This is a genomic window from Halomonas zincidurans B6 (assembly GCF_000731955.1).
GTDB lineage: Bacteria > Pseudomonadota > Gammaproteobacteria > Pseudomonadales > Halomonadaceae > Modicisalibacter > Modicisalibacter zincidurans.
Genome location: NZ_JNCK01000001.1, coordinates 476468 through 502000, shown reverse-complemented (window position 1 = coordinate 502000; position 25533 = coordinate 476468). Strand labels below are relative to the sequence as shown.

23 protein-coding genes, 4 tRNA genes and 1 pseudogene are annotated in these 25533 nt (G+C 67.0%); 13 read left to right on the top strand and 15 right to left on the bottom strand.

All coding sequences use genetic code 11. The features are described from left to right. Positions 1-150 precede the first annotated feature (150 nt). The 9 genes and pseudogenes from HALZIN_RS0102390 to HALZIN_RS17300 all read right to left on the bottom strand — a co-directional run. A tRNA-Lys gene (locus HALZIN_RS0102390) sits at positions 151-226 on the bottom strand. Between the two features lie 19 nt (positions 227-245). Next, positions 246-321 (bottom strand) — tRNA-Lys (locus HALZIN_RS0102385). Between the two features lie 35 nt (positions 322-356). Next, positions 357-432 (bottom strand) — tRNA-Lys (locus tag HALZIN_RS0102380). Positions 433-451: 19 nt separating this feature from the next. Then, positions 452-527, bottom strand: a tRNA-Lys gene (locus HALZIN_RS0102375). A 71-nt stretch (positions 528-598) separates the two neighbouring features. Further along, complete coding sequence (rluB, locus tag HALZIN_RS0102370; protein ID WP_031382651.1) at positions 599-1483, bottom strand: 23S rRNA pseudouridine(2605) synthase RluB; 885 nt, start codon at positions 1481-1483, stop codon at positions 599-601. Further along, positions 1480-2388, bottom strand: coding sequence for an SMC-Scp complex subunit ScpB (scpB, locus tag HALZIN_RS0102365; protein WP_031382650.1), 909 nt, complete (start codon positions 2386-2388; stop codon positions 1480-1482). The genes rluB and scpB overlap by 4 nt, the downstream gene beginning before the upstream one ends. A 17-nt stretch (positions 2389-2405) precedes the next feature. Next, positions 2406-3317 carry a segregation and condensation protein A gene (locus HALZIN_RS0102360; protein ID WP_031382649.1) on the bottom strand — a complete coding sequence of 304 codons (912 nt, stop codon included), beginning with the start codon at positions 3315-3317 and terminating at the stop codon, positions 2406-2408. Between the two features lie 20 nt (positions 3318-3337). Then, positions 3338-3784 carry a transposase gene (locus HALZIN_RS18655; protein ID WP_422723630.1) on the bottom strand — a complete coding sequence of 149 codons (447 nt, stop codon included), beginning with the start codon at positions 3782-3784 and terminating at the stop codon, positions 3338-3340. Then, positions 3753-3980, bottom strand: a pseudogene (locus HALZIN_RS17300) (ATP-dependent helicase); the annotation flags it as partial. The gene HALZIN_RS18655 and the pseudogene HALZIN_RS17300, both read right to left, overlap by 32 nt. Before the next feature lie 141 nt (positions 3981-4121). Between HALZIN_RS17300 and HALZIN_RS0102345 the strand changes: the two are divergent. Both HALZIN_RS0102345 and HALZIN_RS0102340 read left to right on the top strand, forming a co-directional pair. After that, positions 4122-4346, top strand: coding sequence for a hypothetical protein (locus HALZIN_RS0102345; protein WP_031382647.1), 225 nt, complete (start codon positions 4122-4124; stop codon positions 4344-4346). A gap of 50 nt (positions 4347-4396) precedes the next feature. Continuing rightward, a complete protein-coding gene (locus tag HALZIN_RS0102340) occupies positions 4397-4711 on the top strand; it encodes a putative quinol monooxygenase (protein ID WP_031382646.1) in 315 nt (104 codons plus the stop codon). Positions 4712-4905: 194 nt separating this feature from the next. Here HALZIN_RS0102340 and purL read toward each other — a convergent pair whose 3' ends face one another. Then, positions 4906-8919, bottom strand: coding sequence for a phosphoribosylformylglycinamidine synthase (gene purL, locus HALZIN_RS0102335; protein WP_031382645.1), 4014 nt, complete (start codon positions 8917-8919; stop codon positions 4906-4908). Between the two features lie 167 nt (positions 8920-9086). On the opposite strand from purL, the gene mltF reads away from it, so the two are divergent. Beyond that, positions 9087-10544 carry a membrane-bound lytic murein transglycosylase MltF gene (gene mltF / locus HALZIN_RS0102330; RefSeq protein WP_031382644.1) on the top strand — a complete coding sequence of 486 codons (1458 nt, stop codon included), beginning with the start codon at positions 9087-9089 and terminating at the stop codon, positions 10542-10544. An 86-nt stretch (positions 10545-10630) separates the two neighbouring features. Here the strand turns inward: mltF and tadA are convergent, their stop codons facing one another. Then, positions 10631-11173, bottom strand: coding sequence for a tRNA adenosine(34) deaminase TadA (tadA, locus tag HALZIN_RS0102325; protein WP_084173282.1), 543 nt, complete (start codon positions 11171-11173; stop codon positions 10631-10633). 70 nt (positions 11174-11243) lie between these two features. Here tadA and HALZIN_RS0102320 point away from each other — a divergent pair, with 70 nt between their 5' ends. Continuing rightward, positions 11244-12053, top strand: coding sequence for an acyl-CoA thioesterase (locus tag HALZIN_RS0102320; RefSeq protein ID WP_031382642.1), 810 nt, complete (start codon positions 11244-11246; stop codon positions 12051-12053). A gap of 76 nt (positions 12054-12129) precedes the next feature. Here the strand turns inward: HALZIN_RS0102320 and HALZIN_RS0102315 are convergent, their stop codons facing one another. Beyond that, positions 12130-13188 (bottom strand): NAD(P)-dependent alcohol dehydrogenase, encoded by a 1059-nt coding sequence (locus tag HALZIN_RS0102315; protein WP_031382641.1) that lies wholly within the window; start codon positions 13186-13188, stop codon positions 12130-12132. 237 nt (positions 13189-13425) lie between these two features. On the opposite strand from HALZIN_RS0102315, the gene HALZIN_RS0102310 reads away from it, so the two are divergent. Continuing rightward, positions 13426-14349 carry an AraC family transcriptional regulator gene (locus HALZIN_RS0102310; RefSeq protein ID WP_084173280.1) on the top strand — a complete coding sequence of 308 codons (924 nt, stop codon included), beginning with the start codon at positions 13426-13428 and terminating at the stop codon, positions 14347-14349. A 109-nt stretch (positions 14350-14458) separates the two neighbouring features. Continuing rightward, complete coding sequence (locus HALZIN_RS0102305; protein ID WP_031382639.1) at positions 14459-16048, top strand: ArnT family glycosyltransferase; 1590 nt, start codon at positions 14459-14461, stop codon at positions 16046-16048. Positions 16049-16168: 120 nt separating this feature from the next. Here the strand turns inward: HALZIN_RS0102305 and HALZIN_RS0102300 are convergent, their stop codons facing one another. Further along, on the bottom strand, positions 16169-16900 hold the full coding sequence (locus HALZIN_RS0102300; RefSeq protein ID WP_031382638.1) for a TSUP family transporter: 732 nt from the start codon (positions 16898-16900) through the stop codon (positions 16169-16171). 180 nt (positions 16901-17080) lie between these two features. Here HALZIN_RS0102300 and HALZIN_RS0102295 point away from each other — a divergent pair, with 180 nt between their 5' ends. Then, the gene (locus HALZIN_RS0102295) at positions 17081-18400 is read left to right on the top strand and encodes a DEAD/DEAH box helicase (protein WP_031382637.1); all 1320 of its coding nucleotides are present in this window, start codon (positions 17081-17083) and stop codon (positions 18398-18400) included. Positions 18401-18429: 29 nt separating this feature from the next. Here the strand turns inward: HALZIN_RS0102295 and HALZIN_RS16675 are convergent, their stop codons facing one another. Beyond that, the gene (locus HALZIN_RS16675) at positions 18430-18642 is read right to left on the bottom strand and encodes a hypothetical protein (protein WP_051907335.1); all 213 of its coding nucleotides are present in this window, start codon (positions 18640-18642) and stop codon (positions 18430-18432) included. Between the two features lie 30 nt (positions 18643-18672). Beyond that, the gene (locus HALZIN_RS0102285) at positions 18673-19407 is read right to left on the bottom strand and encodes a GntR family transcriptional regulator (RefSeq protein ID WP_084173278.1); all 735 of its coding nucleotides are present in this window, start codon (positions 19405-19407) and stop codon (positions 18673-18675) included. A 189-nt stretch (positions 19408-19596) separates the two neighbouring features. On the opposite strand from HALZIN_RS0102285, the gene HALZIN_RS0102280 reads away from it, so the two are divergent. The 6 genes from HALZIN_RS0102280 to HALZIN_RS0102255 all read left to right on the top strand — a co-directional run bounded on the left by HALZIN_RS0102280 (position 19597) and on the right by HALZIN_RS0102255 (position 25531). Next, positions 19597-21231 carry a gamma-glutamyltransferase family protein gene (locus HALZIN_RS0102280; protein WP_031382636.1) on the top strand — a complete coding sequence of 545 codons (1635 nt, stop codon included), beginning with the start codon at positions 19597-19599 and terminating at the stop codon, positions 21229-21231. A 2-nt stretch (positions 21232-21233) separates the two neighbouring features. Beyond that, positions 21234-21800 carry a chromate transporter gene (locus HALZIN_RS0102275; protein WP_031382635.1) on the top strand — a complete coding sequence of 189 codons (567 nt, stop codon included), beginning with the start codon at positions 21234-21236 and terminating at the stop codon, positions 21798-21800. Then, on the top strand, positions 21797-22327 hold the full coding sequence (locus HALZIN_RS0102270) for a chromate transporter (RefSeq protein WP_031382634.1): 531 nt from the start codon (positions 21797-21799) through the stop codon (positions 22325-22327). Before HALZIN_RS0102275 ends, HALZIN_RS0102270 begins: the two co-directional genes overlap by 4 nt. A gap of 120 nt (positions 22328-22447) precedes the next feature. Further along, a complete protein-coding gene (locus tag HALZIN_RS0102265) occupies positions 22448-23446 on the top strand; it encodes a Bug family tripartite tricarboxylate transporter substrate binding protein (protein WP_084173276.1) in 999 nt (332 codons plus the stop codon). After that, positions 23443-23991: a tripartite tricarboxylate transporter TctB family protein gene (locus tag HALZIN_RS0102260; RefSeq protein ID WP_031382632.1), complete on the top strand. Its 549-nt coding sequence runs from the start codon at positions 23443-23445 to the stop codon at positions 23989-23991. Before HALZIN_RS0102265 ends, HALZIN_RS0102260 begins: the two co-directional genes overlap by 4 nt. Before the next feature lie 37 nt (positions 23992-24028). Continuing rightward, positions 24029-25531: a tripartite tricarboxylate transporter permease gene (locus HALZIN_RS0102255; RefSeq protein WP_031382631.1), complete on the top strand. Its 1503-nt coding sequence runs from the start codon at positions 24029-24031 to the stop codon at positions 25529-25531. Positions 25532-25533: the final 2 nt, after the last annotated feature.

Here is a 25533-nt window from a genome sequence, read left to right as displayed (position 1 = left end):
TCCTGACAGGCATGGTACTGCGCCGTTTGCACGCTGCCCAGCCCAGGTTGCCTCGCACAGCCTTGGACAGCACACTCGCCGCGAAGTTGCCGGCGACCGACATGGCAAAACGCCCTCGCAGCAGGGCTACGAGGGCGTCGAATCGCAATCTGGTGGGTCGTGTAGGATTCGAACCTACGACCAATTGGTTAAAAGCCAACTGCTCTACCAACTGAGCTAACGACCCGCAACGCGGTCCGTCGAGATGGTGGGTCGTGTAGGATTCGAACCTACGACCAATTGGTTAAAAGCCAACTGCTCTACCAACTGAGCTAACGACCCGCAACGCGCCCTCGCGAGAGCGACGTTCGGCGGAGTGGTGGGTCGTGTAGGATTCGAACCTACGACCAATTGGTTAAAAGCCAACTGCTCTACCAACTGAGCTAACGACCCGCCGCCGGGTCCGTCGAGATGGTGGGTCGTGTAGGATTCGAACCTACGACCAATTGGTTAAAAGCCAACTGCTCTACCAACTGAGCTAACGACCCTCCCGACAGGGCGCACATATTACCGGCAGCGCCCTCTCCTGGCAATACCTTTTTTGTCGACGAATCAGCGCTTAACGCGAGCCCTTGGGCTTGCGCATCGCGCGTACCGGGCGGCGCTTGTTCTTGTCGCGGCTCCAGCGATTCTGCTCGTCGGGGGTCAGGCTCGGCACCTTGCGCGGGGCGAGACCGGCGAGCGTGGACAGGTCGTCGATCTCGCCCTGGGTGAGTTCGGTCCACTCGCCGGCCTTGGCCCGCTTGTCGAGGAAGATGTTGCCGTAGCGTACGCGCTTGAGCCGGCTGACCGTCAGGCCCTGCGATTCCCACAGCCGGCGCACCTCGCGGTTGCGGCCCTCCATGATCACCACATGGAACCAGGTGTTGATGCCCTCGCCGCCGAACTCCTGGACGTCGCTGAAGCGCGCCGGGCCATCCTCGAGCATCACCCCCTCGACCATCGCCACGACGTGCTCGCGCTCGACCTGGCCCATCACCCGCACCGCGTATTCGCGCTCGACCTGGGTCGAGGGGTGCATCAGCCGGTTGGCCAGCTCGCCGTCGGTGGTGAACAGCAGCAGGCCGCTGGTATTGATGTCGAGCCGGCCGATGGCGATCCAGCGCTCGCCCTTGAGCCGCGGCAGGCGCTCGAAGACGGTGCGTCGGCCCTCGGGGTCCTTGCGCGTGCACAGCTCGCCCTCGGGCTTGTTGTACATGATCACCCGGCGCGACACCTCGGCGTCGTCGCGCAGCGTGACCAGCCGGTCGTCGAAGGCGACCCGATCGCGGCTTGCGATGCGATCGCCGAGCTTGGCCACCTCGCCGTTGACCTTGACCCGGCCGTCGCTGATCGCGGCTTCCATCTCGCGGCGCGAACCCAGCCCGGCGCGGGCAAGAACCTTCTGGAGCTTTTCGGTGTTGCTGTTTTTACTAGAGCTACTGGAGTTGCTGGAACTGTTCATGAGTCTGAGGATGTCTCATCGATTGAATGGTCCGCGCCGCCCGACTCGTCGTCGTTGCCGTTGTCATCGGCAACGTCGGCGGGCCGTTGCTGGCGGGCGCGTTCGGCCAGGCGCGCTTCGAGATCGGCGAAGCTCAGTCCCGGTCGGCGTGACGCCTTCCCGGCGTGGGTATCGTCGGCCGTCCCGGCCGTCGTGGTGGTTTCGAGGGGTGTGAAGCGCGGCACAGGTTGCGTCTCGTCGTGGCCGGGCTGCTCACCTACTGTCGTCTCTTGCGGCACGGGGGCCACGGGTGTTTCTGGTGCTGTCACCTCTGGAATGCCTGTCATTTCGGCGTCGTCCCGCGACTCGGGGTCAGTGTAGCCCGGCTCGCCGAGCTCGATGCCCTGCAATTGGTGCATCGGCGGCAGCGCGTCGAGGGTCTTGAGCCCGAAGTCGTCGAGAAACTGGCGGGTGGTGGCGAACACCGACGGCCGCCCCGGCACGTCGCGCTGACCGACCACGCGGATCCAGCCGCGCTCGCCGAGGGTGCGCATGATCGAGCCGCTCACCGCCACGCCGCGCACTTCCTCGATATCGCCACGCGTCACCGGCTGGCGATAGGCGATCAGCGCCAGGGTCTCGAGCAGCGCGCGGGAATAGCGCTGCGGGCGTTCGTCCCACAGCCGCGAGACCCACGGCGACAATCGCTGGCGGATGCGTATCTGATAGCCCGAGGCCGACTCGATCAGCTCCAGCGCGGTGGTCTCCAGCCGCGCGCCCAGCTCGCCCAGCGCATCGCGCAAGTCGCCCCGCCTCGGGCGTTCGTGATCGTCGAACAGCGCCTCGATACGCTCCAGCGACAGCGGTTCGCCGGCCGCCAGCAGCGCCGCCTCGAGGATTTCGTCGAGCCGCGTGCTGAGCGTCATGCCGCGCGTTTCCCGGTTCACGCCTCCTCCTCGAAGGCGCTCTCGCCGCCTTCGCTGGTTTGGTCATCGTTGGCCACGGCCTCGTCGGCGTCGACGGGCTGGCGGGCGCGCACGTGAATCGGCGACAGCGGCACGTTCTGGACGATCTCGATCATCGCCTCCTTGGCCAGCTCGAGAATCGCCATGAACGTCACCACCACCCCCGCCCGACCCTCGTCGAGGCTGAACAGCGACTCGAAGGGCGTGAAACCCTCGCGATTCAGGCGTTCCATGATGATCAGCATGCGCTCGCGGGTGGAGAGCACCTCACGGCTGATGGTGTGCGCCTGGTTGAGCTCGGCGCGCTTGAGAATCCCCGACAGCGCCTGCAGCAGCTCGTCGAGCCCAACCTCGGGGTGGACCACGCGGGTCTCGAGCGCTGGCAGGCCGGCCTGGGCGCCGAACCAGTCGCGGCCCAGGCGCGGCAACTCGTCGAGGCCTTCGGCGGCGAGCTTCAGGCGTTCGTACTCCTGCAGCCGGCGGATCAGCTCGGCGCGCGGATCTTCTTCGTCGTCCTCGGCGTCGCCCTTGGGCGGGCGCGGCAACAACGTGCGCGACTTGATCTCGGCGAGCATCGCCGCCATCAGCAGGTATTCGCCGGCCAGATCGATTTCCAGCGCCTTCATCAGCTCGACGTATTCGATGTACTGGTGGGTAATTGCCGCCACGTCGATGGCCAGGATATCCAGATTCTGGCGCCGGATCAGATAGAGCAGCAGATCGAGCGGCCCCTCGAAGGTCTCGAGGAACACCCGCAGCGCCTCGGGCGGAATGTACAGATCCTCCGGCAGCTCGGTAATCGGCTGGTCGTGCAACCGTGCCAGCACCGCCGCCGCTTGCTGAACGGCGGCCTGCTCGGGCGCTGCGACACTGTCCGGCGTTTCGCTCACGATCGGCTGGGCCTCGGCTGCTACTGCTGGGGGTTGTCGATAGCTTCGACAGCTTCGAAGGTCGTCGAAACCAAAGCCGCTAGTCTATCAAGCCCGGAGCGCGTCAAGCATCCGAAATAGCCTCGTTCAGTACGCCGACCCGGCGCCGTCCGCCTTGCGATAGCGCCCGACATAGTCGAACAGCTTCTCGCGGACCTGCCAACGGCGCCCCACCCGTAGGCCATTCGCTTGATGACCTTGATTCGGTTGTTCATGCCCTCCAGCACGCTGGTGTTCAACCGATGCCGGGCGCCAGACGCAGCCCGCGACCGACGATCTGCTGGTACAGCCCCACCGACTCGGTGGGCTGCCGGATCGCAATCAGATCGACGTGCGGGGCGTCGAAGCCGCCGGCGCTCGACGGCGCGGGCGATGATCTCGCCGACGATCACCGGCGTGGCACGGTGGCAGCAGCGTGAACCCGGCATCGGCGGGCCCGCCGGCGAAAGCATCGAGGTTGCGCACCACCGACTGCAGCGAGCCGAACACCACCTGGCGCGCGGCCTGCTTGCGCCCCAGCCCGGCGCTGAAGATGTCCGCCTCGAGCCCATAGGCCCGGTACTTGACATGATTCTGATCGACCAGTTCGCGCACGTGGGCCAGCACCAGCACCCGGCCGCGGGCCCGCAGCTTCGTCGGCGAATCCTGGCAGACCGTCACGCTTGGCGCCCTTTGAATTCCGGCGTTGTGCCCAGAAGTAGTCTTTTAGGGCGACCGGAGGTTGCCGTCCTTCCATCGCACATCGCAACAACGAGGAGCCTTCCCATGCAAGCACCGACAGGTCCCGAATGCCCCGACTGCGGCAGCCGCGAGAAGCGCTTTCCGCCGGGTCGCGAAGGCCAGTACCACGTGTTCTGCGACAATTGCGGCCACGACTTCGGCCGCTATGACCAGTTGATCGAGAACTTCCGCCACATTCTGGCCGATCTCGAGGAAAAGCTGGGCATCGACGACGCCTCACCGCGTCCCGCGCCGGATTCGCGAGACTGACCCGCGCCGGAGGCGGGGGATCCTTCGACTTCACCGACAAGGAGAGTGTCATGGCCAACACCACTTACTTCGTGGTCATCGCCGAATTTCAGATCAAACCGGGCCAGGTGCCGACTTTCCTGGCGCTGGCCCACAACGACGCCAGCGAGTCGCTGACCAACGAGGAGGGTTGCCTGGCCTTCGACGTGCTGACCCCGGAAGGCAGCGAGGAGTTGGTCGTCCTGCACGAGGTCTACCGCGATCGCGCCGCCTACGAACATCATCAGCAGATGCCCCACTACGCGCCGTTCAAGGAGGGCAGCGCGCCGCTGCTGAATGGCCAGCCGAGCGTACGCTTCTTCTACACCGCGGTACGACCCGAGTAAGTATGTATTTCAAAACACCGGCTGCCCGAACGCCGAACGCAGGTTAAAGCAAGGGTCTTTCGCCATGGATGGCGAAAGTAGCGCCCATGGAAGGGTTTATAGCGCCCTTGCGACAACCTGCGTTCGGCGTAGGTTGAAACGTCAACGGGCTCGCCGAATGGCAAGCCCGTTGAATCGCAACACTCCGATGGTAATCAGCCGAGCCAGACCCGGGCGTTGCGGAACAGCCGCATCCAGGCGCCATCGCGGGTCCATTCCGCCGGCCGCCAGGAGTTGGTGACGGCGCGGGCCACCCGCTCGGGGTGCGGCATCATGATGGTGACGCGCCCGTCCGGCGTGGTCAGCCCGGTCACCCCGGACGGCGAGCCGTTGGGGTTGGCCGGATAGCGGGTGGTCACCTGGCCGTAGTTGTCGACGTAGCGCAGCGCGATCTGCTCGCTGCCCTGCATGGCGCGCAGATGGCCGGCGTCGCGGAACTCGGCGCGCCCCTCGCCGTGGGCCACGGCGATCGGCAGCCGCGAGCCCTCCATGCCGGCGAGCAGGATCGATGGGCTCTGCTCGACCTGGACCATCGACACCCGCGCCTCGAACTGCTCGGACTCGTTGCGCACGAAGCGCGGCCAGTTGTCGGCGCCGGGAATCAGTTCCTTGAGCTGCGAGAACATCTGGCAGCCGTTGCACACGCCCAGCGCGAAACTGTCGTCGCGCGCGAAGAACGCCGCGAACTGCTCGCGAGCGCGGGCGTTGAACAGCGCCGACTTGGCCCAACCGCCGCCGGCGCCGAGCACGTCGCCGTAGGAGAAGCCGCCGCAGGCGACCAGCCCCTTGAACGCGTCGAGGCTCACGCGGCCTTCGAGAATGTCGCTCATGTGCACGTCGATGGCCTCGAAGCCGGCCTTGTCGAAGGCCGCGGCCATCTCCAGCTGGCCGTTGACGCCCTGCTCGCGCAGGATCGCCATGCGCGGGCGGGTCGCGTTGACGAACGGCGCGGCGATGTCCTCGTCGACGTCGAAGCTCGGCGAAGCGGACAGCCCCGGGTCGCGCAGGTCGAGCAGATCGTCGAACTCGGCCTTGGCGCACTCCGGGTTGTCGCGCAGCGCCTGCAGGCGATAGCTGGTCTCGGCCCAGGTGCGCTGGGTCAGCGCCCGGGTGGTCTCGAGCAGCGGCTCCTCGAACAGCGTCACGCGCACCTGATCGTCGTAGCGTGGCCGGGCGATGACGCCGCAGGTGCCGATGCCCGCCGCGGCGAACTGGGCGAGCACGAACTCGGTGTCCTGGCGATCGACCTGGATCACCGCGCCGAGCTCCTCGGCGAACAGCGCGCCGGCCGCCTCGAAGGCGTCGTCGACCAGCCAGTCGAGCTTGATCTCGAGCCCGCCGCGGCCGGCGAAAGCCATTTCCAGCAGCGTCACCAGCAACCCGCCGTCGCTGCGATCGTGGTAGGCGAGCAGCTTGCCGTCGGCATTGAGGCCCTGGATCACGGCGAAGAACGCTGCAAGATCCTCGGCCTCGTCGAGATCCGGGCAGACGTCGCCGACCTGGCCGTAGACCTGGGCCAGTGCCGAGCCGCCCAGGCGATTCCGGCCGCCGCCCAGGTCGATCAGGATCAGATCGCTCTCGTCGCGGTCGAGGCGCAACTGCGGCGTCAGCGTGGCGAGCGCGTCGGTGACCGGCGCGAAACCGGTGACGTTGAGGGTCAGCGGCGCGGTGATCGCCTTGTCCTCGGCGTCGTCGCCCTCGCCCGCCTGCCAGGCGGTGCGCATCGACATCGAGTCCTTGCCCACCGGAATGGCGATGCCAAGCTGAGGGCAGAGTTCCATGCCCACCGCGTGCACGGCGTCATACAGCGCCTGGTTCTCGCCGGGGTGATCGGCGGCGCTCATCCAGTTGGCGGAAAGCTTGACGTCGCCGAGCGTGGCGATGGGCGCCGCGGCAAGATTGGTGACCGTCTCGGCGACCGCCAGCCGGGCGCTGGCCGCCGGGTCGATCAGCGCCACCGGCGCTCGCTCGCCCATCGCCATGGCCTCGCCGGCGTGGGTGTCGTAACTGGCGGTAGTCACCGCCACGTCGGCCACCGGCACCTGCCACGGGCCGACCATCTGATCGCGGGCGACCTGGCCGGTGATCGAACGATCGCCGATGGTGATCAAAAAACTCTTCGAGGCCACCGCCGGCAGGCGCAGCACCCGATCGAGGGCCTCGCGCAGGTCGAGATTGTCGAAATCGGCGCCCGGCATCGGCCGCGCCTGGCGCGTGAACTCGCGCTGCATCCTGGGCGGCTTGCCGAACAGCACGCTCATCGGCAGATCGATCGGTGTGCTGTCGAAGTGATCGTCGTGCACGGCCAGGTGATGCGCCTCGACGGCCTCGCCGACCACCGCGTAGGGGCAGCGCTCGCGCGCGCACAGCGCCTCGAAGGTGGCCAGATCGTCGGCCGCCACCGCCAGCACGTAGCGCTCCTGGGCCTCGTTGCACCAGATCTCCAGCGGGCTCATGCCCGGCTCGGCGTTGGGCACGTCGCGCAGCTCGAAGCGCCCGCCACGCCCGCCGTCCTTGACCAGCTCGGGCAGGGCGTTGGACAGCCCGCCGGCGCCGACGTCGTGGATGAAGCGGATGGGATTTTCATCGCCCAGCGCCCAGCAACGGTCGATGACCTCCTGGGCGCGGCGCTCCATCTCGGGGTTGCCGCGTTGCACCGAGGCGAAATCGAGATCCTCGCTCGAGGTACCGGACGCCATGCTCGAGGCCGCCCCGCCGCCGAGCCCGATCAGCATCGCCGGGCCGCCCATCACGATCAGCTTGGCGCCGATGGGTATCTCGCGCTTGGCGACGTGGCCCTCGCGGATGTTGCCGTAGCCGCCGGCCAGCATCACCGGCTTGTGGTAGCCGCGCCGCTCGATGCCGTCGACGCCCACCGCGTCCTGCTCGTAGCTGCGGAAATAACCGGCGAGGTTGGGGCGGCCGAACTCGTTGTTGAAGGCCGCCCCGCCGATCGGCGCCTCGAGCATGATCTGAAGCGCGCTCTGGATGCGTTCGGGCTTGCCGTAGTCGAAGGCTTCCCAGGGCTGGACGAACTCGGGGATGCGCAGGTTGGACACCGCGAAGCCGGTCAGCCCGGCCTTGGGCTTGCCGCCGACGCCGGTCGCGCCCTCGTCGCGGATCTCGCCGCCCGAGCCGGTCGCCGCACCGGGATGCGGGGCGATCGCGGTCGGGTGATTGTGGGTCTCGACCTTCATCAGGATATGGATGGGTTCCTGATGCGTGGCGTATCGCGCCGCTTCGGGCGCGTTGACGTTCGCCGTTCGCGCGGCTTCGGACGCGTTAATTCGCGCGGCTTCGGGCGCGTTAATTCGCGCGGCTTCGGGCGCGTTAAATAGCAGCGGCGCGGCGAAGAAACGCCCGGCCCGGCTGCCGCGAATCACCGCGGCGTTGTCGCTGTAGGCCGAGAGCACGTCGTCGCCGGATTGCTCGTGGGTGTTCTTGATCATCTGGAACAGCGAGCGCGGCTGCGCCTCGCCGTCGATCAGCCAGTCGGCGTTGAAAATCTTGTGCCGGCAGTGCTCGGAGTTGGCCTGGGCGAACATCATCAGCTCGACATCGCTGGGATTGCGCTCGAGCTCGACGAATGCCTGGTGCAGGTAGTCGATCTCATCGTCGGCCAGCGCCAGGCCCAGCTCGCCGTTGGCGGCCTCCAGCGCGGCGCGCCCGCTGCCGAGCACGTCGACCTGGGCGAGCGGCGCCGGCGCGCGCTGCGCGAACAGCTTGGCCGCGTCGCTTGAGTTGGCGAGCACCGATTCGGTCATGCGGTCGTGCAGGGTGGCGATGATCGCCTCGAAGGCCGCCTCGCTGAGCACGCCGTCGAGAGTCACCCGGTAGGCGATGCCCCGTTCGATGCGCCGGACCCGGTTCAGGCCGCAATTGTGGGCGATGTCGGTGGCCTTGGACGACCACGGCGACAGCGTGCCGAGTCGCGGCACCACCAGGAACAGGTGACCTTCGCGCGCGGCCGGAGCCTCTTCCCGGGCGCCGTAGGCGAGCAGACTGTCGAGCACGGTGCGCTCACCGGAAGTCCAGTCGCCGTCGTGGTCCACGAAGTGCACGTATTCGGCGTGCAGCGTCTCGATCTCGGGAACCCGGGCACGCAGCGTGGCCAGCAGCTTGGCATGACGGAAAGCGGAAAGGGCGGGCGCGCCTCTCAGTTCGAGCATGTCGAAAGAAGCCTCTGTGAAAGCCGAAGAATGGGTGCCGCGGGCGGCGATTGAATCGTCCATGATACTAAAAAGCCGTTGCTTCGAGAAATCCGTGGAATGGCGTCAGGTGACAGTCTCGAGGCCCCCGGGTATGGTGAGGCGTCCACTGTTACCGACGGCACCGCATGCTTCAGGCTTTCGCCCGCCACTCGCGTCGATTGGGGCTCAGCATGGCAGGTCTCGTGCTGCTTGGCTGGCCGGCACTGAACCCGCCGCCCGAGGCTCCGCTGCTCGACGCCATTCGCGCCCGCGATTTTCTGCAGGTGGATACCCGCAACACCCCGACCACCTACTACCAAGGCCGCCAGGGGCCAACCGGCTTCGAGTTCGAGTTGGTCAGGCGCTTCGCCGAGCGGCTCGGCGTCAGCCTGTCGCTGGACAGCGATGGCAATATCGACGACGTGCTCGACGCCGTGCGCAGCGGCAAGGCCGACCTGGGCGCCGCGGCGCTGCCGCTCGACCCGACCCTGCCCGGCATCCACTTCAGCCGCGCGATCATGACCCTGCAGCCGCTGGTGGTGTATCGCCGCGGGTTGCCGCCGGTCGCCGAACCCGGCAAGCTGCTGGGCCGTTCGATCGGCGTGATCAAGGGCTCCGGCGCCGGCCTGGTGCTGCGCGAGCTGCAGCAGGACTCGCTGCCCGGGTTGAGCTGGAAGGAGTCGGCCGACATCGAGGTCGCCGATCTGCTCAGCCTGGTCGAGAACGGCGAGCTCGACGTGGCGGTGATCTACGCGCACCAGTTCAAGCTCAACCGGTTGTTCTTCCCCGGCGTCGAGAACGGCTTCTTGCTCGGCGATCCGCTGAGCCTGGCCTGGGCGCTGCCCGCCGATCGGGGGCTGGGTCTGCTGCAGCGCGTCAACCGCTTCCTGGACGAGATGCAGGCCGACGGTACGCTCGCCGCGCTCAGCGCGCGCTATTTCGGCCAGGACGATTATCTGGAATACGTTGGCGCGCGGACCTTCATCCAGCAGGCCAATGCGCGCCTGGACACCTACAAGGATGAGTTCCTCGCCGCCGCCCGCAAGACCGGCTTCGACTGGAAGCTGCTTGCCGCGCTGGGCTATCAGGAATCGCACTGGAAGCCCGAGGCGACCTCGCCGACCGGGGTACGCGGGCTGATGATGCTCACCCAGTCGACCGCCGAGCAGGTGGGCGTGACCAACCGGCTCGACCCGGCGCAGAGCATCGACGGCGGGGCGCGCTACCTGAAGAGCGTCAAGCAGCGCCTGCCGGAGGAGATCGAGGAGCCGGACCGCACCTGGATGGCGCTGGCCGCTTACAACGTCGGTCTCGGCCATCTCTACGACGCCCAGAAGATCGCCGAGATGCGTGGCGGCGATCCCTACGCCTGGGCCGACGTGCGCGAGGCCCTGCCGCTGCTGCAAAAGCGCAAATGGTATTCGCAGGTGCGCTATGGCTATGCCCGCGGCGGCGAACCGGTGATCTACGTGCGCAACATTCGCCGCTACTACGAGATCCTCAACTACATCGAACGCAGCCAGCAGCAGTTCTTCCAGCTCAATCAACGCGAACCCGGCGCGGACGACGGCGGCCTGTTCGACGTGGTGCCGCCGGTTTTGTGAACGCGCCGGGCACGCGGCCAACGCCACGGCCGCGATCCGGTATCGACTGCCCGAAAACGACTCAGCCACCGCCAGCAGTAACCGCGTTACCCCGGGCGCTCGGGGTCCGCGTTTCGCTGGCCATCTGCGCCCGCGAACCGCGCCTCTACGTGGTCATCACCAGCCAGCCCCGCGGCCTCACGGCGCTCGGCGAAGAACGCCTGCAACAGGCGGCGCGCCTGTACCGCCAACAGCCCGCCCTCCACCGTCACGCGATGGTTGAACCACGGCTGGGCGAACAGATTGGCCCGCGACTCGACCATTCCGGTACGCGGCTCGGCGGCGGCGTAGACGACCCGCGCCAGGCGCGCGTGGATGATCGCCCCGGCGCACATCATGCACGGCTCGAGGGTCACGTAGAGCGTGCAGCCGTCCAGCCGGTAATTGGCGAGCCGCCCGGCGGCGTCGCGCAGCGCACGGATCTCGGCATGCGCGCTGGGATCGTGGCCACCGACCGGCGCATTGAAGCCGCGCCCGACGATCGCCCCCGCCGCATCGACCACCACCGCGCCCACCGGCACCTCGCCGGCGGCCTGGGCGGCGCGGGCCTGGTCGAGGGCACGGTGCATGTAGTAGCTGTCGCTGCGCATGGCGGGTGTCTCGGGTATCCTGTCGTGCCGCCCATACTACATGTGCAGCTCATACGCAGGGAGACAACGCATGACACAAGCACTCGACGGCCTGGTCCAGTTGCTGGGCATGGAAACGCTCGAGGAGAACCTGTTCCGCGGCCATAGCCAGGACCTGGGCTTTCCCCAGCTGTTCGGCGGTCAGGTGCTCGGCCAGGCGCTCTCGGCGGCCAGCCAGACGGTCGACCCGGCACGCCGTGTGCACTCCTTGCACGGCTATTTCCTGCTCGCCGGCGACCCCCATCACCCGGTGGTCTATCAGGTCGACCGGGTCCGCGACGGCGGCAGCTTCGCCACGCGCCGGGTCAGCGCGATCCAGCACGGCAAGACGATCTTCTTCTGCAGCGCCTCGTTTCATATCGAGGAAAGCGGTTTCCATCATCAGCCGACGCGTCCGCCGGTGGCCACCCCCGATGAGCTGATCGCCGACGGCGCCCAGCCCGAGCGCTTCGCCGGGCACCCAATCGAATTCTTGCACCTGCCCGAGGCAAGCGACGGCGGCACGCCGCAAAAGCGCTTGTGGTTTCGGCTCGCCGGCGAGCTGCCCGACGACGCCACCTTGCATCGCTACCTGCTCGCCTACAGCTCGGATTTCCACCTGCTGACCACCAGCCTGATCCCCCACGACAGCTATTTCGGCGACCCGCGGCTGCGCATCGCCAGTCTCGATCACGCGCTGTGGTTCCACCGCGACGTGCGCATCAACGACTGGCTGCTTTATGCCATGGACAGCCCCTGGGCCGGCGGCGGGCGCGGCTTCGCCCGCGGCAGCATCTACGACGCCCGGGGTTATCTGGTGGCTTCCAGCGCGCAGGAAGGACTGATCCGCATGCGTGAGTGAGACCGTCCTGGCCCATGCACGAAAACGCCGCCGGTCATCGCGAGCCGGCGGCGTCGTTTTCATGCCAGCGAATCGATCAGACGGCGTCCTTCACGGATGCCATGTCGATCACGAAGCGATAGCGCACGTCGCCCTTCTGCATCCGCTCCCAGGCGGTGTTGATGTCCTTGATGTCGATCATCTCGACATCGCAGGCAATGCCTTTCTCGGCGCAGAAGTCGAGCACCTCCTGGGTCTCGGGGATGCCGCCGATCAGCGAACCGGCCAGCACGCGACGCCGGAAGATCAGGTTAACCCCCTCGACGGCGGGCTCGAGCGGCTGCAACTGGCCGACCAGGATATGCGTGCCGTCGTACTTCAGGGCCTGCAGGTAAGGATTGACGTCGTGCGGCACCGGCACGGTGTCGAGCATGAAGTCGAAGGTCTCGGCGATGGCCGCCATCTGTTCCTCGTCGGTGGAGACCACGACATGATCGGCGCCGTTGCTCCGGGCCTCGTCGACCTTGCTCTGCGAGCGGGTGAACAGCGTCACCTCGGCGCCGAAGGCCTTGGCCAATTTGACGCCCATGTGACCCAGGCCGCCCATGCCGATCACGCCGACCTTGTGGCCCGGCTTGACGCCGTAGTGCTTGAGCGGCGAGTAGGTGGTGATGCCGGCGCACAGCAGCGGCGCGGCGGACTTGAGATCGATGCCCTCGGGCATGCGCAGCACGAAGCGCTCGCTGACCGTCACCTTGTCGGAATAGCCGCCCTGGGTCAGGCTGCCGTCGTGGCGGTCGGGGCTGCCGTAGGTCATGACGAAGCCTTCGGCGCAGTACTGCTCGAGACCGTCGTTGCAGGCCTGACAGTGGCGGCAGGAGTCGACCATGCAACCCACGCCGACCAGGTCGCCCTCCTTGAAGTTGCTCACCTCGCTGCCCACGCCGGTCACCCGACCGACGATCTCGTGGCCCGGCACCACCGGGTAGGAGGCCATGCCCCAGTCGTCGCGGGCGAAGTGCAGGTCGCTGTGGCAGACGCCGCAGTAGAGAATCTCGATGGCGACATCGTCGGCTCGCGGCTCGCGGCGCTCGAAGGCGTAAGGTGTCAACGGGGATTCGGCGGAATGCGCGGCGTAACCCTTGGCTTGCGGCATGCAGGAACTCCTTTTCAAAAGGCAGGTTTTTCAACAGACAGGATCAGCCGCCGAACGCGACCGATTAACTGCTGAACCAACGCTCCTAGTGTGGCCGCTGTGCGTCGGGCAGGCCATGCTCGATTCTGCTTTATGCATGCCCGATACTGCTTGATGACAGCTGATCAGGCACAGTTGAAGCTTTTTCCGTGACCAATGTTACGATACACACCCACTGTCAGCGAGCGCGAGCAGGCCATGCATTCAACCGCCCATCCCATCGAGGCGCTGCACGAGGCAGCCCCGATTGCCGATCTTGGCCGACGCATGGCCGCGCTGATCGCCCCGCTGGTCGATGGCGAAGGATTCATGACGACGCGCATGCCCGGCGTGGAGCTATTCACCAGTTGCGGCCAGCCGCGCACGCCGCTGATCTACGACCCCTGCCTGATCGTCGTCGCCCAGGGCGGCAAGGTCGGCTATCTGGAGGACCGGGTGATCCATTACGGCGCCGGCAACTACCTGATCCAGGCGCTGCCGCTGCCCTTCGAGTGCGAGACCCTGGCCAGCCCCGAGCAGCCGTTGCTGGGGGTCATGGTGCGTCTCGACCGGGTAATGCTCGGCGAACTGGCCCGCGCGCTGCCCGCCATTCACGGCGACGGCGAAAGTCCCTCGCCGATGGCCGCGGTGACGATGAATCAGACGATGGGCGACAACGTGCTGCGCCTGCTGGAGTGCCTGCACGACCCGCTGCTCGCCGACACGCTGGGCGGCGGGCGCATCCGCGAAGTGGTCTTCGAGGCGCTGCGCGGCCCCCAGGGCGACTCGTTGCGGCGGCTGATCCGCGTGTCCGGCAAGTACGCCCAGATCGCCGATGCGCTGGCCTTCCTTCACCAGCATTATACCCAGCCATTGACGGTCGACGCGCTGGCCCGGCAGGTCAACATGAGCGCCTCGCACTTCCATCACCATTTCAAGCACACCACCCGGCTGGCGCCGATGCAATACTTAAAGCGCCTGCGGCTACTCAAGGCGCGAGCGCTGCTCGGCCAGCAACAGCACAGCGTGGCGCGCGCCGCCAACACGGTGGGCTATCAGAGCGCCTCGCAGTTCAGCCGCGACTACAAGCGCTACTTCGGCATGCCGCCGGTCAGCGAACGTCGCCGTGCGGCGCTCGGTTGAATGTCGAGCCACCCCCACCCGCAGGTCGGCCGTGGACGACCGATAAGCTCCCGTTAAGAATTCTCGTCCACCCTGCTGCCACATTCATCATGCCATCGCTGGAACTTCGATGCTTCGAACGCTATCCACTCGCCTGTCGTCATGGCCAGGTATCGGTACCTGGCAATCGGGCCTTTTGCTGACCCTGATCATCGCCGTCGTGGCCGTCGTCATCCGCGTCAACTACCTGCCGCTGATGCCCATCGACGAGACGCGCTATCTGTCGGTGGCCTGGGAGATGTGGCAGAACAACAGCTTTCTGGTCCCGCATCTCAACGGCGAGCCCTACCCCGACAAGCCGCCACTGCTGTTCTGGTTGATCCAGTCCGCCTGGGCACTGTTCGGCACCAGTGATGTCGTGGCTCGCCTGACGATTCCGGCCGTCGGCCTGCTGACCTTCCCGCTGCTGGTGGCCATCCAGCGCGAATGGCCCGAGCAGCAGGCACCGGGCATGCGCTGGGCCCCGCCGGTGCTGCTGGCCATGACCATGTGGTTCGTCTACATGCCACTGAGCATGTTCGACATCCTGCAGACCACCTGTTTGCTGATCGCGACGCTGGGCTGGGTGCGCTACGTGCATCGCGCCGAGCGGCGCTGGCTCGTTCTGGCCGGCTTCGGCCTGGGCCTGGCCCTGCTCGCCAAGGGGCCGGTGGTGCTGATCTACTGGTTGCCGCTGACCCTGAGCACCCGCTTCTGGCGCCCCGACGGCGTGACGATCGGCGCCCGCCACTATTGGGCGATCCTGCCGGCCACCCTGCTCGGTGCCGCCGTGGTGCTCGCCTGGGCGATTCCCGCCGCGATTACCGGCAGCCCCGAGTATGCCCAGGCGATCTTCTGGGGCCAGTCCGCCGGCCGTGTGACCAACGCCTTCGCTCATGCCCGCCCCTGGTACTGGTATCTGCCGTTGCTGCCGTTGCTGACCCTGCCCTGGCCAACCGTCTGGCTGTGGCGACGTCCGCTGGCAAGCGGCTCGCTCGAGCGCTTCGCCCTGTGGGGCTGCCTGCCGCCACTGGTGATTCTGAGCCTGGTCAGCGGCAAGCAGGTCCACTACCTGATGCCGGCCCTGCCCTTCCTGGCGATCTGGGTGGCCGGTCAGATCGAGCGGCACCCGCCCCGGCGCACCTGGCTCTACCGCCTTCTGCTGCTGGTGCTCGCCGGCCTGATGCTCGCCCTGCCCGAGATCGCCCTGCGCTTCTATCCGCTGGCACCATTGCCCAATGCCGTGCGCCTGACGGCACTGGTGCCGCTGGCTCTCATCGTCGGGCTGAGCCTGCATCCCCGGCGAGTGATCATGACGCTGGCCTGGCCGCTCAGCCTGCTGGCCCTGCTGATCGGCCTGTCCCCGGCGCTGGCTCGCTATTACGATGTCACACCGTTCGCCCGCGAGATCGGCTATCAGCAACAGCAGGGCGTGCCCGTCGCCTATGTCGGCGACTACGCCAACCAGTTCCGCTTCCTGGGTCGCCTCACCCAGGACATGACCGTGATCGACTCCGACGAGGTTATCGCCTGGAGTGCCGATCATCCACAAGGCGCGCTGATCGAGGTGGTGGATACGCTTTCGCCCGCCCAGCGCGCCGGGGCGTTGTTCAGCCAGCCCTACCGGGGCAGCTTCCTGGTACTGATGCCTAGCGCCCGGCACGGCCTGCTCGACCGCTGAGCCGATACTCCGACCTCGTACACGACAAGGCCCGGCGGATGCCGGGCCTTGTCGTCTTGGATTGCCGGTTCGCTGGTCAGACACCCGCTCGAGTCGACACAGGGGCGCCCCGCCAGGCAATCAGAGCAGCAAGCCCTGCAGGAGATAGAAGCCACCGATCACGGTGACGATCCAGCGCGTCCAGTAGCGGAAATTGGCATCGGTCAGCCGCCGCAGCATGCCGTTGCCGGCACGTGTGCCGAGGATCGCGAACGGTACCGCCAACGCCACCACGCCCCATTGCTCGCCACTCAGGGCGAGTGCCGAGCCGGCATAGAAGACGATCTTGATGGCGTGCGCAATCACCTGGACCGCCGCCTTGGTGGCGACGATCTGACGCCGGTCCATGGCGGTACGGATGAAGAACAGATCGATAGTCGGCCCCGAGACGCCGGCGGCGATGGTCAGCCCGCCGGCGACGATGCCGCAGCCGAAGGCGTGGCTCGGCCGCGCCGCATCGAAATGGAACCAGGCCTTGGGGATCCATACCAGGATCGGCATCACGCCGATCAACAACGAGACGATCGTCGTATTGGGGTGATAGCCGATCAGCGCCAGCGCGATCGCCGACAGCGCCCCACCCGAGGCGATGACCGCGACGATCCGCGCATTGATGTAGTGGCGCGAGAACCACGCCCGCGAGGCGTTCGAGCACAGCTGGATGACCCCGTGGACGACGATCGCCACGCTCGCCGGCAGCGCTAGCAGCAGGAACCACAGCAGGAGCAGACCGCCGGCCATACCGAAGATGCCGGACAGCAGGGCGGTCAGAAAGACGATGGCGAAGAACACCAGGGCGATCAATAAAGACACGATAACCGGCCAGCAAGTCGTTGAGTCGGTTCATTTTCGCACACTTCAGCCAACACGTGTGGCCGTGCCCGGCAGCTCGGGCCCTTCCACCTTGGTAGCACCCGGAGGACTTATCCGTTAAGCTGCAGGCCCGCTGCCCCGCCGGTTTCCGGCCCCATCCCGCAGCCACCGAGAGAATTCATGAGCTTTGCTTCCCTGGGACTTTGTGCCCCGTTGATGACCGCCGTGGCCGAACAGGGCTACGACACCCCCTCGCCGATCCAGGCCAGGGCGATCCCCGCCGTGCTCGAAGGCCGCGACGTGATGGCCGCCGCCCAGACCGGCACCGGCAAGACCGCCGGTTTCACCCTGCCGCTGCTCGAGCGGCTCAAGAGCGGCGAACGCGCGCGTCCGCGCCAGGTGCGCGCGCTGGTGCTCACCCCGACCCGCGAACTGGCCGCCCAGGTCGGCGAGAGCGTCGCCACCTACGGCAAGCATCTGCCGCTGAGCTCGGCGGTGATCTTCGGCGGGGTCAAGGCCAACCCGCAGATCGACGCGCTGCGCCGCGGCGTCGACGTATTGATCGCCACCCCCGGCCGGCTGCTCGACCTGTTCGGCCAGAAGGCGGTGTCGTTCGACCAGCTCGAAGTGCTGATCCTCGATGAAGCCGACCGCATGCTCGACATGGGCTTCATCCACGACATCCGCAAGATCCTCAAGGTGTTGCCCGCCAAGCGCCAGACGCTGATGTTCTCGGCGACCTTCTCCAACGAGATCCGCCAGCTCGCCAAGGGCCTGGTCAACGACCCGGTGGAGATCTCGGTGACCCCGCGCAACGCCGCCGCGACCACCGTGACCCAGTGGGTCTGCCCGGTGGACAAACAGCGCAAGCCGGCGCTGCTCAGCCACCTGATCCAGCAGCGCGAGTGGCACCAGGTGCTGGTCTTCACCCGCACCAAGCACGGCGCCAACAAGCTGACCCGCTATCTGGAGGGCGCCGGCATCGAGGCCGCGGCGATCCACGGCAACAAGAGCCAGAACGCCCGTACCAAGGCGCTCAGCGGCTTCAAGTCCGGCGAGATCCGGGTGCTGGTCGCCACCGACATCGCCGCTCGCGGACTGGATATCGATCAGTTGCCCCAGGTGGTCAACTTCGAGCTGCCCAATGTCGCCGAGGACTACGTCCACCGCATCGGCCGCACCGGACGCGCCGGCGCCAGCGGCCAGGCCGTGTCGCTGGTTTCCAGCGACGAGAGCAAGGAACTCGCCGGCATCGAGCGGCTGATCAAGCAGAGCCTGACCCGCACGCCGATCGCCGGCTTCGAGCCGGGCCAGCCGGGTAGCGCGGCGGAAGAGCCGGCCGCGGACGAACGCCCGCGCCAGCCTCGCAACGACAATGCCCGTCGCGGCACCCGCAAGCCCGCCGGGCAACCCCCCCGCAACAGCGACAAGCCGGCCGGCGAGCGCCGCCGACGCCGGGGCGGTCGCGGCCGTGGACGCAGCGCCAACCAGGGCGAGTAAGCCGCGCTAGTCACCTTGAACGCCGGGAGTCAACGCCAGACGGTGACCCCCGGCGCGCTGGCAAGACCCGCACATTGTGGGTTGACGATGCAGAAACGATGCCCGGTGGGCGCCTGCATCACCACCCACGCCTCCAGCCGTTCGACCACACCGGCACCCAGCGCCTGGGACCAGAAGTAGGCCGCTTCGTTGACGTCGTCCTGACCGTCGACGACCAGACACGCCAATCGGCTCTTGTGCATGACAGCGTTCTCCATCGCAAGGGTTATTAGTCACCTATAACCACTATAGCGCCCCCCGGCGCCCCCTCCCGAATCCTTGCGCGCTCGATCGTCGTTGGATGCCGATGGCTGGCAACAGCCGCGGGCGACCCCGTGCGACAGCCGGATATGATCGTCGAGCAGCGCCCGCGCGGCAGCTATGTCGCGGCTCAGCGCCAGCTCGACCAGTTCGCCGTGCTGGCGGTCGAGCACCTTGCGCACCGCCGGGTTGGGCGGCGCCAGGCGACGGTAGCGGTCGAACTGGTCGTGCAGTTGTTCGATGAAGCGCAGCAGCCAGTGCGAGCCGCACGACGCCAGCAGCGCGCGGTGAAAACGCAGATGCGCCTGCTCCCACTCTTCCACCCGCCCGGGATGCTCCTCGGCCCGGCGCAGCCGATGGTGTGCCGCCAGCAACTGCGACTCCCATTCTGGATCGCCCGCCTGGAAGGCCTGGGTCAGCGCCATGCATTCGAGCTGAGTGCGCAGCCCGGCAATGTCGTCGAGTTCCTCGAGACGCATCGCCGGCACCCGAAAGCCGCGCTGGTTGACCTGTTCGAGCAGGCCATAGGCCGCCAGCCGGTTGAGCGCCTCGCGCAGCGGGCTGAGCCCGACCCGGTAATGATCCTTCAGGGCGCTGATGGCGAGTTTCTCGCCGGCCGCGAAGCGCCCGCGAATCAAGTCCTGCTTGAGCGTCTCGAAGATTCGGCTCGAGGCCATGTCGCGGCTGGCGGATGGCGATGCGGTCATGGCGTGGTTCCCGGTGCAGTGTGCAAGGCGCGCTCCCCGATAAGGGTTTCTGGACGATTTTCCCGCGGCGCTGCCACGTCGCGTGAATCCCGTGTTGACGTTAGCCAAGTCCCGCGCCATAGTCATCTCAAGAAAATCGATTTTTTTTATTCAAAACGATTTATAACACAACAATCGATTGGAGACGGCATGTTGACGCCCTTTTCCTCGGCAACGCCCTACGCCTCCCAGCGCAGCGCCACCTATGCCAAGCACGGCATGGTCGCCGCCTCGCAGCCCCAGGCCAGCCAGATCGGCCGCGACATCCTCGCCCGGGGCGGCAACGCGGTGGATGCCGCGATCGCCACTGCCGCGGCGCTGACCGTGGTTGAACCCACCGGCTGCGGAGTCGGCGGCGACGCCTTCGCGCTGGTCTGGATCGCCGACAAGAACGGCGAGACGGGGGCGCTGCACGGCCTCAACGCCAGCGGTACCGCGCCCGCCGCGCTGACCCCACAGGCACTCGCCGAGGCCGGCTTCGAGGCCATGCCGCTGTACGGCTGGACGCCGGTCACCGTGCCCGGCATCCCGGCGGCCTGGGCCGAGCTGTCGCGGCGCTTCGGCAAGCTCGACTTCCAGACGCTGCTCGCCCCGGCGATCCGGCTGGCCCGCGAGGGCTTCCCGGTCTCGCCGGTGATCGCCAGCCTGTGGCAGCGCGCCGAGACGACCTTCCGCGAACATCTCACCGACGCCGCCACCGCCGGCTGGTTCGAGACCTTCGCGCCGACCGGTCGCGCGCCACGTGCCGGCGAGTGGCATCGCTGCGAGGACCAGGCACGGACCCTGGAAGCGATCGCCGCAAGCTGTGGCGAGAGCTTCTACCGCGGCGAGCTGGCCGAGCGCATCGACGCCTTCTCGCGCGACACCGGCGGCTATCTGCGCGCCGCGGATCTTGCCGGCTACCAAGCGGAGTGGGTCGCGCCGATCGCCGCCGATTACCGCGGCCACAAGGTCTGGGAGATCCCGCCCAATGGCCAGGGGCTGGTCGCGCTGATGGCGCTGCGCATCCTCGAGGGTTTCGAGATCGACAGCCGCGACAACCCCGAGGTGCTGCACCGCCAGCTCGAGGCGATGAAACTTGCCTACAGCGACGGCCAGGCCCACATCACCCAGCCCGAGCACATGACCCACAGCGTCGCGGCGCTGCTCGGCGACGCCTACACCCGCAAGCGCCGCGCGCTGATCGGCGAGCGCGCGCTCGAGCCGCGCCCGGGCACGCCGCAGGCCGGCGGCACCGTCTACCTGGCGACCGCCGATAGCGACGGCAACATGGTGTCGTTCATCCAGAGCAACTATCACGGCTTCGGCTCCGGGGTGGTGGTGCCGGGCACCGGCATCGCGATGCACAATCGCGGCCACGATTTCAGCCTCGACCCGACCCACGACAACGTGCTCGCGCCGGGCAAGAAAACCTTCCACACCATCATTCCCGGCTTTTTGACCCGCGACAACGGCACGCCGCTCGGGCCGTTCGGCGTGATGGGCGGCTTCATGCAGCCCCAGGGTCACGTCCAGGTGGTGATGAACCTGATCGACTTCGGGCTCAACCCGCAGGCCGCGCTCGACGCCCCGCGCTGGCAGTGGATGGGCGGCAAGCGCATCGGCATTGAGCATGGCTACCCGGCGCCGCTGGTGCGGGCGATGGCCGAGCGCGGCCACGACATGCGCGTCGAGCACGATCCGCGCGGCTTCGGGCGTGGGCAGATGATCATCCGCGACCCGGACAGCGGCATCTACTGCGGCGGCACCGAGCCGCGCACCGACGCCAGTATCGCGGTGCTGTGATCATGCTGCGTACCCAGACCCAGCTATTTCTGGCTTTCCTGCGCATCGGCCTGTTCGGCTTCGGCGGCGGCCCGTCGATGATCCCGCTGGTCCATCAGGAGGTGGTCGAGCGCCACGCCTGGATGGACGACGAGACGTTCGCCGACGTGCTGGCGATCGGCAACACCCTGCCCGGGCCGATCGCCACCAAGATGGCCGGCTATATCGGCTACCGGGTCGGCGGCGTGCTGGGTGCGCTCAATGCGCTGATCGCGGTGATCGTGCCGGTGATCGTGGCGATGGTCGCGCTGCTCGGCCTGTACGCCCGTCACGGCGACCAGCGCTGGGTGCAGGGCATGGGCCAGGGCGTGGTGCCAGTGGTAATGGTGATGATGGCCAAGCTGACCTGGGACTTCTTCGCCAAGTCGCGGGCCAGCCTCGGCTGGCTTGTGACGCTGACGATGGGCGCCGTCGCCGGCGGGCTGATCTACTGGCTCGGCGTACATCCGGGACTGGTGATCGGGGCGCTCCTGCTCGCCGCGCTGCTGCGCCCCGAGCCCCGCCGTACGGCCAGCGAGGCGAGCAAATGATCTACTGGCAGCTGTTCCTGGCGTTCTTCATTCCCAACATCGTCGGCTACGGCGGCGGTCCGGCGATCATCCCGCTGATCGAAAACGAGGTGGTCGGCCGCTACGGCTGGATGAGCTCGCAGGGCTTCGCCGAGACCCTGGCGCTGGGCAACGCCTTGCCCAGCCCGATCGCCACCAAGATGGCCGGCTATATCGGTTACGACGTCGCCGGCGTGCCCGGCTCGCTGACCGCCATCTTCGCCACCGTCGCGCCGTCGCTGCTGCTGATGCTGGCCGCGCTGGGCACGCTGTATCGCTATCGCGACTCGGTCAAGGTCAAGTCGATGAGCCAGTGGGTACGCCCGGTGGTGATGACGCTGATGGCCTATCTGACCTGGCGCTTTCTCGCTGAAGGGCTGGACACCGCCGGCACCCTGCACACCGCGATCATCGCTGGCGTGGCCGGCGTATTACTCCTGGCGACCCGGGTCCACCCGGCGTTCGTCGTGTGTTTCGGGCTTGGCTACGGCGCCCTGCTACTCGGCTAGCGGGCGACCGGGACCTTGCCCGTTCGCGGTTCGGCGGTACACGCACGAACCGAGTGTGGCCCTCGCGGGCCAGTAACGACGCAATGCATCAATACGATGACCTACAAGGACAAAACAGCCATGTCATTCTTTCCACCACAGTCAAGCAAGCCCCGTTCCACACGTCTCAAGCTGGCCATTGGCGGCCTGGTGCTGGGCACCACGCTCGGCGCCAGTGCATCGGCGCTGGCCCAGTCCGAGGACTATCCCAGCAAGCCAGTGGAACTCATCGTGCCCTGGTCGCCGGGTGGCGGCAGCGATACCCTGATGCGGCTGATCTCCAATAATGCCGAGGAGTACCTGGACCAGCCGATGCCGGTGATCAACATGCCCGGAGTCAGCGGCACCACCGGCCTCAAGGAGCTTTCCAAGCGCGAGCCCGACGGCTATACGGTGGGTCAGATCCACGAGGGCCTGCTGGTCGCCAACGCGACCGGCCTGACCGATCTCAACTGGGACGACTTCACACCGGTGGCCGCGATGACCGCCTCGCCGCAGTACCTGACGGTCAACGCCGACAGCCCCTGGCAAACCTTCGACGAGTTCGTCGATTACGCCAAGAAGAATCCCGGCGAGATCCGTGTCGGCGTGACACTCGGCGGCATTCCCCATGTCCAGGCGGCAATGATAGAAGACGCCGCGAACCTGTCGTTCCGTTACGTCGGCTTCGAGGGCACCGGTGCTCGCATCCGTTCGCTGGTTGGCGGGAACATCGACGCGGCGATCGGCGACATCGCCTCGAGTGGCGAATTCGTCAAGAATGGCGATCTGCGCTTCCTGGCGGTGGGCAGCGCAGAGCGCCAGGAGGAGACCCCGGACGTACCAACCTTCAAGGAACTCGGCTACGACTCGCTCAGCCTCAACATCGTGCGCGGCCTGATCGCCCCCAAGGGCACCCCCGAGGACAAGGTCGCGGTGCTCGCCGACGCCATGCAGCAACTCTCCCAGGATGAGGAGTTCATCCAGCAAGTCCGTAATGCCGGTGCCCAAGTGCAATTCCTAGGCCCGAAGGCGTTCACCGACTACCTCAAACGCACCGACGGGACCATCGAGCGGCTATCAGGGAAGTTGGCTCAATGAGTTCGTCCGCCCCTTCACGGCAGACCCGGTCCTCGGACCGGGTCGTCGTCGACACCGATACCCGACGCGCCAGTGCCCTCGCCCATCTGCTGCTGAACGGCACGCTGTTGGTGCTGTTCGGCGCGCTGTTCGTGCAGGCCGGAGCGCTGCCTTCGTCAGCGTGGGAGCCGCTCGGTGCGGGCAGCTTTCCGCGCTTGGTCCTGGCCGTCCTGATGCTGATCAATCTGGGCATCATGGCCCAGGAGTGGCTGCACTACCGTGGCGCGCCGAGCGCTGCAGCGGGGCTGGTCAAGCGCTGGCTGTGGCGCCAGCGGCTGGCATTCGGCGTCCTTGCGCTGTTCGTCCTGTACATCCTCGGCGTACCGATGCTGGGCTTTCGCCTGGCTTCGCTGGCGTTTTTGATCCTGGTTCAGTTTGCACTCGGCGCACGCCGCCCGCGCAGCCTGGCGATCGCCGCGGTCATTGCCGTGACGTTTTCGTTCGGCCTCGACTGGCTGTTCCGGGATGTCTTCATCATCAGCCTTCCCCGCGGCCCGTTCAGCTGATTCACGGCTCGCGGCTGCCTTCGAAAGGAGATGCAACATGACGGAAGCGCTGTTCGCCGGCATGGACCAGCTGTTCACGCTATCGACGATGGTCACCATGCTGCTCGGCGTGGTCGCCGGCGTCATCGCCGCGGCGATCCCGGGCTTTACCATCACCATGGCCATCGTGCTGACCCTGCCGCTGACCTTCACCATGGATCCGCTACAGGGCGTGGCGACCATGCTCGCGGTCTACGTCGGCGGCTATTCGGGCGGGCTGATCAGCGCCGCCCTGCTGGGCATTCCCGGCACGCCGTCGTCGGTGGCCACCACCTTCGACGCCTTCCCGATGGCGCGCAGTGGCCAGCCCGGCCGCGCCCTGGCACTGGGCATCTGGGCATCGTTCTTCGGCGCCCTGATCAGCGCGATCATCCTGATCATCGCCGCCCCGCCGCTGGCGATGATCGCCGTCAAGCTGGGCGCCTGGGAATATTTCTCGCTGATCATCTTCGCCATGACGGTGGTCGCCAGTCTGGTCGGCAAGTCGATGCTCAAGGGGCTGATGACCGGCCTGCTGGGGTTGTTCATCGCCACCGTGGGCGCCGACCCGATGATGGGCGTGGCGCGCTTCACCTTCGACGCCGACCTGCTCGCCAACGGCTTTCCGTTCTTGGTGGTACTGATCGGCATCTTCGCCGTCAGCCAGTTGCTTCAGGAGGTCGAGGACGCCGAGCAGCCCCAGCGCGGCAAGCAGCTGATTTCTTCCAACGTGGCCTTCAAGCCGCTCGATGCGCTGCGCGAGACGCTGGCCCATCCGGTCAACCTGATTCGTTCGTCGCTGGTCGGGGTGTTCATCGGCGCGGTGCCCGGCGCCGGCGGCAGTATCGCCAACCTGTTGGCCTACGATCAGGCCAAGCGCGCCTCCAAGACCCCCGAGCAGTTCGGCACCGGAGCGCCCGAGGGGGTGATCGCCTCGGAGTCTGGCAACTCGGCAACCTCGGGGGGCGGATTGATTCCGATGATCGCGCTGGGCATCCCCGGCAGCGCCGTCGACGCGGTGCTGATGGCCTCGTTGATGGTCCACGGCATCGGCATCGGCCCGCGGCTGATTCTCGACAACGGCGACCTGGTCTACGGCATGTTCATGGCCATGCTGCTGGCCGCGTTCATGGTGCTGGTGGTATGCCTGTTCAGCATGCGTCTGTTCCTGCGCGTCACCGACGTGCCGCGCTCGGTGATCGTGCCGGTGGTGCTGGTGTTCTGTGTGGTCGGCGCCTTCGCCCTCAACAATCGCGTCACCGACATCTACCTGTTGCTCGGGGTGGGGATCTTCGGTTACATCCTCAGCAAGCTCAACTATCCGCTGGCACCGCTGGTGCTCGGGGTGATCCTTGGCCCGATCGCCGAAACCAACCTGCGCCGCGCGCTGATGATCGACGAGAACTGGGCGCTGTTCTTCACCCGGCCGATCTCGCTGACGCTGCTGATTCTCGCCGCGGTATCGGTGGCCTTCGCGATTCGTCACCGGCTGCGCCAGCGTCACGCCGCGACACCCGCCTGAGC